At 72.0% G+C, this 9,071-nt stretch carries 10 protein-coding genes; 4 read left to right on the top strand and 6 right to left on the bottom strand.

All coding sequences use genetic code 11. From position 1 onward, the window contains the following. Positions 1–95 precede the first annotated feature (95 nt). The 4 genes from AB0P35_RS40640 to AB0P35_RS40625 form a co-directional block, all read right to left on the bottom strand. Positions 96–431 carry a hypothetical protein gene (locus AB0P35_RS40640; RefSeq protein ID WP_363521352.1) on the bottom strand — a complete coding sequence of 112 codons (336 nt, stop codon included), beginning with the start codon at positions 429–431 and terminating at the stop codon, positions 96–98. Positions 432–457: 26 nt separating this feature from the next. After that, entirely contained in the window at positions 458–1,792 is a 1,335-nt protein-coding gene (locus tag AB0P35_RS40635; RefSeq protein ID WP_363521349.1) for a UDP-glucose/GDP-mannose dehydrogenase family protein, read from the bottom strand. Between the two features lie 70 nt (positions 1,793–1,862). Beyond that, positions 1,863–3,131, bottom strand: coding sequence for a hypothetical protein (locus AB0P35_RS40630; RefSeq protein WP_363521346.1), 1,269 nt, complete (start codon positions 3,129–3,131; stop codon positions 1,863–1,865). A 14-nt stretch (positions 3,132–3,145) separates the two neighbouring features. Beyond that, positions 3,146–3,643: an NUDIX hydrolase gene (locus AB0P35_RS40625; protein ID WP_363521343.1), complete on the bottom strand. Its 498-nt coding sequence runs from the start codon at positions 3,641–3,643 to the stop codon at positions 3,146–3,148. 234 nt (positions 3,644–3,877) lie between these two features. Between AB0P35_RS40625 and AB0P35_RS40620 the strand changes: the two genes are divergently transcribed. After that, the gene (locus AB0P35_RS40620) at positions 3,878–4,639 is read left to right on the top strand and encodes a GntR family transcriptional regulator (protein ID WP_363521340.1); all 762 of its coding nucleotides are present in this window, start codon (positions 3,878–3,880) and stop codon (positions 4,637–4,639) included. 37 nt (positions 4,640–4,676) lie between these two features. Here AB0P35_RS40620 and AB0P35_RS40615 read toward each other — a convergent pair whose 3' ends face one another. Both AB0P35_RS40615 and AB0P35_RS40610 read right to left on the bottom strand, forming a co-directional pair. Continuing rightward, the gene (locus AB0P35_RS40615; RefSeq protein ID WP_363521338.1) at positions 4,677–5,534 is read right to left on the bottom strand and encodes an ADP-ribosylglycohydrolase family protein; all 858 of its coding nucleotides are present in this window, start codon (positions 5,532–5,534) and stop codon (positions 4,677–4,679) included. After that, positions 5,479–6,309: an ADP-ribosylglycohydrolase family protein gene (locus AB0P35_RS40610; RefSeq protein WP_363521335.1), complete on the bottom strand. Its 831-nt coding sequence runs from the start codon at positions 6,307–6,309 to the stop codon at positions 5,479–5,481. The genes AB0P35_RS40615 and AB0P35_RS40610 overlap by 56 nt, the downstream gene beginning before the upstream one ends. Positions 6,310–6,593: 284 nt before the next feature. Here AB0P35_RS40610 and AB0P35_RS40605 point away from each other — a divergent pair, with 284 nt between their 5' ends. The 3 genes from AB0P35_RS40605 (at position 6,594) to AB0P35_RS40595 (ending at position 8,840) form a co-directional block, all read left to right on the top strand. Then, complete coding sequence (locus tag AB0P35_RS40605) at positions 6,594–6,839, top strand: hypothetical protein (protein WP_363521333.1); 246 nt, start codon at positions 6,594–6,596, stop codon at positions 6,837–6,839. Between the two features lie 394 nt (positions 6,840–7,233). Next, on the top strand, positions 7,234–7,638 hold the full coding sequence (locus AB0P35_RS40600) for a hypothetical protein (RefSeq protein WP_363521330.1): 405 nt from the start codon (positions 7,234–7,236) through the stop codon (positions 7,636–7,638). A gap of 62 nt (positions 7,639–7,700) precedes the next feature. Then, on the top strand, positions 7,701–8,840 hold the full coding sequence (locus AB0P35_RS40595; RefSeq protein WP_363521327.1) for a phosphoadenosine phosphosulfate reductase family protein: 1,140 nt from the start codon (positions 7,701–7,703) through the stop codon (positions 8,838–8,840). Positions 8,841–9,071: the final 231 nt, after the last annotated feature.

Below are 9,071 nucleotides of genomic sequence, written 5' to 3'. Positions count from 1 at the left end.
TGTGTGGGTTGTGTTTTGGGGGGGGGGCGCGCCGGGCGCGGGGGGGGGGGGGGTTCTCCCCCCCCCCCCGGCCCCCCGCCGTGCTGCTGGGGCGGTCAGGCCGCTGCGGTGTTCTCCCGCCGGGCCCGCTCGTAGCCGTAGGCGAGGTAGTCGGCCCAGACCTCGGCGGCGTCGCCGTCGGGGCACAGCCGGTCCAGGGCGACCAGGCCGGCCATGATCGCCGCGCACATCTCGTGCTGCGCCTCTCGGCGGGTCGCGGTGACCGGGCCGTCGGTCCCCCAGCCCTTGGAACGCCGGTACAGCTCGCCGGCCTCGCAGGCCTCCTCGGCGACCTTGGTGACCAGCAGGAGTTCCTGCACGTGGTCGGGCGCGCCGCTTCGCCGCTCGTCGCGGAGGCGCAGTTCGCGGATCTGCTGGAAGAGGTCGTTCACGGTCTTCTCCCTCTGGGGTTCGGGGGTCAGGCGTCGGGGGTGCGGGTGGGGCGGCCCAGCTGGTGGACCGTCCAGCCGGTGGCGAGCCACGGGCCGGCGTCCAGGGCGTTGCGGACATCGACCACGGTGCGGTTCTTCACGCGTTCGGCAGCGTCCGCAGGCAGCTTCGGGTCCGTCACGAAGGCGGGCCACTCGGTGGCGACGACCACCAGGTCGGCTTCGTGGGCGGCGTCCAGGGCGCTGTCGGCGAAGGCGAGGTGGGGGTGGGTGCGGCGGGCGTTGTGGAGGGCCTCGGGGTCGAAGAGGCGCACGGTGGCCCCGAGCTGGTACAGCAGATCAGCCAGACGCAGCGCGGGGCTGTCGCGGACGTCGGAGGTGCCGGCTTTGAAGGCGCCGCCGAGGAAGGCGATCGTGCGGCCGTGGAGCTCGCCGTGCAGGGCTGCGGTGATGAGGGCGGCGGCGGCGTGCTGGCGGCTGCGGTTGACGGCCTGGACGGCGTCGAGCAGTCCGGCTGCCGCCGCGGCTCCCATCTCTTCGGCGGCGTAGGCGAAGGCTGCGACGTCCTTGGGCAGGCAGCCGCCGCCGTAGCCCAGGCCCGGGCGCATGCCGGCGTGTCCGATGCGCTTGTCGATGCCCATGACGTGGGCGACGTCGTCGACGTTGGCGCCGGTCAGGTCGCAGATCTCGGCGACGGCGTTGATGTAGCTGATCTTGGCCGCGAGGAAGGAGTTGGCGGCGGCCTTGGCGACTTCGGCGGTCTGCGGGTCGGTGACGACCATCTCGATGTCGCCGCGGGCCATGATCGGCGCGTACACCTCCTCGATCGCGGCCCGGGCGGTCGGCGAGGTGAGGCCGACCAGGATCCGGTCGGGGAAGAGCGAGTCCTGGACGGCGTGGCCCTCGCGGAGGAACTCCGGGTTCCATACCAGCTCCACACCGACCCGGGCCCCCGCGGTGATGACGTTCTGGAGGGTGGCGACGGTGCCCACGGTGACGGTGGACTTGCCGACGATGGTGGCCGGGCGGTCGATGAGCGGGACCAGGGTCTCGACGGCGCTGATGACCTGGGAGGCGTCGTAGCCGCGGCCGTCCTCGCGCAGCGGGGTGCCAGTGGCGATGAAGTGCAGGTCGGCGAGGGCGGCTGCCTCGGCGGGGTCGGTGGTGAAGCGCAGCCGGCCGGTCGGGACGTGGCGGGCGAGGAGGGCGTCCAGGCCGGCCTCGTAGAACCAGGACTTGCCGGTGTTGAGGATGTCGCACTTGCCGGGGTCGATCTCGACGCCGATCACCTCGTGGCCGAGCTCGGCCATCGCGGCGGCGTGGGATGCTCCGAGGTGGCCGCATCCGATCACGGAAACGCGCATGCTGGTCAATCTCCTTGCTTGGGAGGCAAATTGGGGGTGCGGCCCGGGAAGCCCGGGCCGCACCCGGACGCTAGCGGGTGATCATGCCGTCACTGGCCTCGTCCGACACCGTGACTCCGGCCAGGTCGCACAGCCGCCGGAGCGCCTCGATCGCGCCCTGGCGCACGATCACGTCGCCGTCCCGGGCGCCCTCGATGGGGTACTCCTTGAAGACGCCGTTCTCCTCCAGGCCCTCGGGGTCGACGTAGAAGATGCGCATGCCGCGCTCGCGGGCGCGCGCCTGGACCGCGCGCCGGTCGGCGTGCAGTCCGATGACCAGCAGCGCCTTCGCGCGCGGGTCGAAGGCGACCGGCGGGATCTTCTGGTCGTAGCGGCGCAGGAACAGCTCGGTGAGTCCGGCCCGGGCGGCCAGGAGGTCGAAGTTGTGGGTCAGCACGGGGCCGACCAGCAGGCCGGTGTCCGCGAGCGCCTTGAGGGCGCGGTGGGCGTAGGTCGGCTCGGCCAGGAAGCAGGCGCGGAACATCGCCACCAGGTCGGGGGCCTTGAGGTCGGCGCCGACCACCATCTCGCGCACCAGCGAGTCGGCTGCGGGCGAGAGGGTGAAGGCGTGGGACTGGGTGAACTCGTTGCTGCGGCGCTGCGTCACCCGGTACACCTCGTGGAGGAAGTGCAGCGGCGGGATGCCGGCCTCGATCGAGGTGCCGCAGCCGACCTCGACCATGAACGGCCCGGCCTCCAGCAGGCCGGCCAGGTCCGGGGCGATGGTCGGGTTGCCGCGCTGGTCCTTGATCCGCATGCCGCCGGTCAGGACGTCCCAGGGCAGGTTGCGGACGGTGCGGTGCAGCTCGTGGCCGTCGCTGGTGAACACCGCTTCCAGGGAGCGGAAGCCGTCGGGGGTGGGGCGACCGGCCCGCAGGTCCTGCGGGTGCTCGTCGAACTCCGCCAGGTGCAGCACCAGGTCGCCCTTCTGCCACGCGTCTTCCTGCAGCTGGCGCCAGCGGCCCTCGGCGAGCCACCGCTCCAGGTTCGAGCGGTACTCGGCGATCTCACCGGCCGGGGCGAGGTGGGACACCATCAGGTAGAGGTTGTCGAGCGTGAGGCGCGGCTCGGGGAACACGTAGTTGATCCCGTAGCTCAGGTGGTAGTGGACGACGCGGCGGCGGCCCTGGTCGTCCTGGGACCAGCCGGACTGCTCGGCGTTCGCGGGCTCCTGCGTGCGGCGCCAGATGCCCTCCTCGACGCTGCGCGGGCGCTCGTGCCGGTCACCGGCGAAGTGCTGCTCCCAGAGCTCAACCTGTGCGGGGGTCAGCTGCTCGATGACGGGGTGCGGGAAGAACATGCTGTCCTCCAGGTTCAGGGGGTGGTGGGGTGAGGGAACGGGAGCCCGAGGAGCAGCTCGCGGTAGGAGCCGTCGGCGAGCGCCTTCGCGCACTGCTCGATGCGTGTGCGTTCGTGGTCCACGGCGAGCTCGACGGCCTGTTCGACGGTGACCCAGCGCAGTTCGACGTAGCCGGAGTCGGCCGCGAGCTGGACGTCGGCTTCCTCGGGCACGAGGACGTGGTAGATCTCGTTGGTGCCCTCGTACTGGCCGGGCTTGGCCGGGGCGTAGTCAGTGGCGAGCTTGCGGTTCGGGGTGAGGCGCAGGCTGAGCTTGGCCGCGAGGACCAGCGTCAGTGCGGAGCGCGGGTGGTGGTTCGGCGGGGCGGACCCGCCGGGCAGGCCCCACTGGGAGATCGTGCTCCAGTAGGAGCGGCGGATGACGGCCAGGTGTCCGTCCGGCCTCTCCAGCCAGCCGAGCGCCCCGACGCGGCGCGGCGGCGGATTGCGGAAGTAGTCAGGGTTGGTGGTCACAGCACCTTTCCCTCCTTCGGGTCTCCCGGTCGGCGCCGCCATCACTCCGCCCGGGCACGCGATGGCGTGCGGGCATGGCAGGGAGACTGGTGGCGATGGCCGGGGAACAAGGGATGTGCACCTATCGCAGGACCAGCAATAGGACTAGGACTATTCTGCCTCGCGCCTGACGGGGTGTCAATAGACCTAGCCCTATATGGTTCTGCTGACGCAAGCAAGCCGAGGAGGACCCAGATGACCGACCCCGCCTACCGGCAGGTCGCCGCCGAGCTGCGCGCCGCCATCGAGCGGGGCGACTACCCCGAGGGCAGCGTGCTGCCGAAGCTTGAGGAGATCGCCCAGACCTACGGCATCGCCAAGCAGACCGCCCGCGAAGCCGTCGCCGAGCTGGAGAACGAGGGCCTGGTCGAACCGGTCCGCCGGCGCGGCACCGTGGTCCGCCCCGTCCCCGCCCGCCAACGCCTCGTACGCGCCCGCCAGGCCTTCCGCGACGAACGCGGCTACTACTTCGACCCCGCCGCCCAACCCTGGATCGCCTTGGAGCAGCCCACCGTCTCCTTTGGGCCCGCCCCGCGCCACATCGCCCCGCTGCTCGGCAACCGCCCCGGCGAGGACGTCCTCATCCGCGACCGGCTCATGGGCCGCCCCGACACACGCCAGGCGACCCAGCTCGCCACCAGCTACCTGCCCGCCGACCTCGCCCGCGGCACCCGCCTCGCCGAGGCCGACACCGGCCCCGGCGGCATCTATGACCTGCTGGAGCAGATGGGCCACGGCCCCCTGCAGTGGAGCGAGAGCATCAGCGCCGCCATGCCCACCCCCCGCGAGGCCGAACACCTCGACCTCCCCCGAGGGGTCCCCCTGCTGCGCATCACTCGCACCACCACCAGCCCCGCCGGCATCGTGCTGGAGGTCAACGACACCCGCATGTCCGCCGAAGCCTTCGAGATCGGCTACACCCTCACTCGCCACCCGTCAGCCGAGGCGGCGACGTAGTCCGTCGCCGCACGCTCCCAGGGTGTTGCGCCGGCTGTTACCAGTCCAGGAGCGTGTGCTGGTCGAAGCGGACGGGGCCCGACTGGCGAGCGACGCGGGCGGGGGCCGGGGGCCGGTGTCCGCCGAGGCGGTAGACGGCCTCGTACAGATCGCGGTTGTGGTCCAGCCGCCACCACCCCAGGGCCGTATGCACGTCTGCGAGCGCGTCAGCGGGACTCTTGCCGGTGAGCAGGTAGCTGTACCGGGCGGCGACGGCGGGGGTGCGGCTGCGCCCGGCCACGCAGTGGAGGAACACCCGCTTCCCCTCCTGGCGCAGCTGCTGGACGATGCGCGCGGCCTGGTCGACGACGAACGCGGTGTCCGCGTTGGCTCCGGCGCGGTCGACCAGCCAGACCCGGATGTGCTCGACACCGGCCTGGGTCAGGATCGGGCCGGATCCGACGCGGCAGAGGCTGACGACTGCGTCGACCGGCGCGGGGCCGCCGACGGTGGTCTGGGCGAGGTTGCCGATGATCAGTCCGGGGTCGTCCGGGTGGAGGACGGCGAACGGCTGTCCGCCGATCTGCGGGTGCGGCATCCGCTCGACCCTCGGCCAGCCCTTGGAGTCGTCACGGCCTTTGTTCACCGTCAGGACCGCGAGGCTGACCAGGTCGGGGGCATCCTGGCTGGGCCATCCGTGGATCAGGCGCTGCCAGTTGAGCGGCACTGCCGACCCGCCCCAACGTGCACCGAGAAGCGCTCCGGCGATCGCGGCGACGGTGTCGGTGTCGTGGCCGATGCGTACGGCATTCTCCAGGGCGAGCTGGAGGTGCTCGCCGGCGAACGAGCCGTTGGCGGGGTCATCTGCGGGCACGGGGGTCTGGGTGATGGCGGCCCAGGCGGCCTGGAGCGCCACGACAACGAAACCGTTCTTGCTGGCGAAGCTGCGCGGGGGGCCGGTTCTCGGCCTCGTCGAGCCAGGCGGACCACTGGGCGCGGCGGTTTGCCGGGAGCAGGGCCAGTCCGGCGCGGACTCCGTCGACGGTGCCATCGAGGACGGCGGTGCGGATGCCGGAGCACCACAGGATGCATGCCTCGGCACTCAGCGGGTCGCCGTGGGTCAGGTCGCTGACTGCGCGGGCGGCGCCGGCCATGGCGCGCGGGTCGGTGTCCAGGTAGGCGAGGGCGACGATTCCGGTCCGCATCAAGGCCCCGTTGCCCGCGCCGAGGCCGGTCCGCTTGTACTGGGCGGCGGCCTGGCGGGTCATCACCTGGTGCAGCGGCTCGTCGGACTCGGCGTGCGCCCGCTCGGTCATGCCGAGGACGGTCCGGGTCTGCATGCCGACGTCCGTGGCTCCGTCGCGCAGCCAGATCAGGAAGTTGTTCGCGATGGCGTCCAGGGCGTTCGGGTTGCGCAGATCGGCGCCGGTGGCGGCGACGTCGGCGATGCACCACTGCATCTGCGTGTCATCGCTGTACTCGCCGGGCCGGTACGGGCCGTAGCCGCCGCCCAGCATCTTCGGCAGCTGGTCGGGGCGCATCGTGCCCTTGCCCTCGTAGTGGACGCCGAGAGCATCGCCGGCCGCAGCGGCGAGAAGGACGCCCGCGGCGCGGTCGGTGCGGATCTCGGTCAGCAGCGGCCGCGGCATCGGCGATGTGGAACGGCGGGTGCTGGTGCGGCGGTTCGGCATCAAGTCTCCTCGTGGATCCGACGGGTGTGCTGGACGTCGTTCGGACGGAGGTCCGGTGCCCGCACCACCACGTGCATTTCGTCAGGGTGACGTCATGAGCGTAGACTCTGCATTGCAAGATGGCAATTAGTGATGTAGATTGGCTGTTATTCGGCGGGGCTCCGTGCCGGACCGCACCGCACCGCAGTGGGCGAGCAGCCCCGCGCCCCCTCCACACCAGTCGACCCGGCCGCCCGATCCGGCTTTCGCATCGGCGCCGGGACCCCGGAAGGACTTCGCAGACCATGAACTCCCCCGCCTGGATGCGCATCAGCATCAGCGGCAGCCCCACCTACGCGCGCATGCACACGTCCACAAACGACGACCGGGACCTCGGCTACCCCTCGGGGGACGCCTCCTGGACCGACGAGCTCAGGCCCACCGAGCAGCGCCCTGACGCGCTGGCCTACGCCCGTGAGCTCGCCGGTGTCTCCCGCGTCGGCATCAGCGGTATCGAGGTCGAGGTCTTCGTCAACGGAGAGCGCGTATGAGGGCGTCCACGGCTCCCGGCGAGCGCGCGATGCCGGCGCAGCAGCGCCTGGATCAGGCAGAGGCGGCCGCCGGCGCCGCGCACCAGGCGTGGCGGCTCGCCGAAGGTGGCGACGCCGAGTGGGACGCGCTGGCTCTCGTCCGTGCCCGCTCTGTCGTGGCTGCCGCCGCCCGCCAGACGGTCCGCGCCGATGGCACGCATCAGGACTGCGGGATCACCGACCCGCGCACCTTGAGGGGGACAGCGCTCCTGGCGCAGGTGACCGCCCCGGGCTACGAGATCACCTGGCACGGGAAGGGGGCTTCTCCGGTTCCGGTGTCGTGGAGTTCGGTACCGTCAGCCGCCGTCAGGCTCGCCGGTACCTGGCCGCGCGCGGTGCTGATGGCTTTCGGTTGTTGCGCGACCTGGGCGGCGCGTTCTACGCCGTCAGCGCGGCGAGTTGGTACCGGCTGCGGGCCACCGCCGCCCCGGCGCCGACCGAGGCTCACGTGCTGCACGCCGCCTTGCGGGCGTACGGCGTCACCAACTCCTTCACGAACAGCGGCGGCGGCACCCACTACGTCGTCGTGCCTCTTGGACCGGTGCCGGACGAGCCCCTCGCCGGCTGCCACATCGGCATCGCTGCCGGGGAGCACACGCAGCGGCACCCGCAGGACCACGAGGAAACCTTCACGGCCTGGCTCTGCGACGACGCCGGACGCCCCGTCGGTGAACCTCTCTACCTCGGCCTCGGCGCCGACTGCGCCACGGATGCCGCCCTGTGCGCCAAGGCAGTGGCCGGCTGGCTCGCCCGGCGCTGACCTCGGCCTCCAGTCGGCGTCTCCCACCCTGCTCCCCTGGAGCATTACCCATGGAGAGTCCCGTGTCCGATCCCGTCCAGACGCTGCTGGACCAGCTCAGGCTGGGTATCCAGACCAGCGGTGCCGTGCGCACCGCCCGCAACGCGACCCGCCGGCAGCCCAAGGCCGGCCATGACCCCCGCACCGACCACGCCCGTCTGCGCTCTGCACGGAGCAGGGCGAAGGCGCAGCAGGCCGCCTGGCGGGCGGCGTGGCGGACATGCCGCAGTGGCGCCTTCCGGGGTTCCGCGCGGCTGGCTGCCGATGCCGTCCTCGCGGAGCTCGCGGCCGACCCCGCGGAGCTGATGCGGCGGGCCGACGCAGTGATCTACCACAGCTCGGCCGGCAAGGACTCGGTCGTGGGACTGCACCGGGCGGTCCAGGCCGCGAAGCGCGCAGGGTGCCTGCACAAGCTGGTCGTCGTCCACGCCGACCTCGGGCCCGACACCGAGTGGCCTGGTGTTCGGGAGTTGGCGCAGCGGCAGGCCGAGCGCTACGGCCTGAGGTTCCTGGTCGTCGCCGCCGACGGCGGCTTCGTCGGGATGGTCGAGAAGCGCGGCATGTTCCCTGACGCGAAGCGCCGGCTGTGCACATCGTCGCTGAAGCGCGACGAGCTGGCCCCCATCTACACGCAGATCACGGCCGCGCTCGGGTTGGACGACCAGGCGCTGATCGTGTCGATCTACGGCGTCCGCGGGGGCGAGTCGGCGGCCCGGGCCAAGAAGGCTGTGCTGTCCCTCGACTCCCGCGCCAGCAGCGGCAAGCGCCTCGTGCTGACGTGGAACATCATCCATCACCTGTCCACGACGGACGTGTGGTCGGAGATCAGCGACAACGGCCTGGAGTACCACCCGATCTACGACACCGGCCTCGAGCGTCTCTCGTGTGCCTACTGCATCTTGGCGCCGGACGCCGCGCTCGTGCTAGCCACCCGGGTGTGCTTCGCCCTCGGCCTGCCCATTCCCACGGTGTACGTGGACCTGGAGCGCCGGATCGGCCACACCTTCAAGCCCGGCCAGACCCTCGCGGGGGTGGTCGCCGCCGCTCGGATGCTCGACGCCCTGGACGGCCCGCTCACCTGGCGCCGCGGCGACGCCGTACGGCGCCACCTCGGCGAGGAAGCCTGCCTGCGCTGGGAGCAGCGCCTGGCCTCGGCGGTCTGATCCCTACCCGGCCCCCGCCGACCGGCCGCGGCGCACCCCTCCGATGTCGCATGGAGCGGTGCGCCCGCGGCCCCTCCCACCCAGCCACCTTCAACCGAAGGATCGCCATTGGCTCCCGCGCCTCCGCATGACCAGCGCCGGCCCTGCCGTGGTGGCGGCGCCGGGCAGAAACCCGCCGAAGTGGACTCCTACACCCTGGATTCCGGTCATGGCCTGGCCGTTACCGTCTGG

The organism is Kitasatospora sp. NPDC085879 (assembly GCF_040686255.1).
Classification (GTDB): Bacteria; Actinomycetota; Actinomycetes; order Streptomycetales; family Streptomycetaceae; genus Kitasatospora.
This window is presented reverse-complemented; position numbering and strand designations above follow the sequence as displayed.

Excerpts from the sequence above, each read along its gene's own strand:
- AB0P35_RS40605 (WP_363521333.1), top strand. The coding sequence starts at position 6,594 with ATGAACTCCCCCGCCTGGATGCGCATCAGCATCAGCGGCAGCCCCACC.
- AB0P35_RS40620 (WP_363521340.1), top strand. The coding sequence starts at position 3,878 with ATGACCGACCCCGCCTACCGGCAGGTCGCCGCCGAGCTGCGCGCCGCC.
- AB0P35_RS40630 (WP_363521346.1), bottom strand. The coding sequence starts at position 3,131 with ATGTTCTTCCCGCACCCCGTCATCGAGCAGCTGACCCCCGCACAGGTT.
- AB0P35_RS40635 (WP_363521349.1), bottom strand. The coding sequence starts at position 1,792 with ATGCGCGTTTCCGTGATCGGATGCGGCCACCTCGGAGCATCCCACGCC.
- AB0P35_RS40610 (WP_363521335.1), bottom strand. The coding sequence starts at position 6,309 with ATGCCGAACCGCCGCACCAGCACCCGCCGTTCCACATCGCCGATGCCG.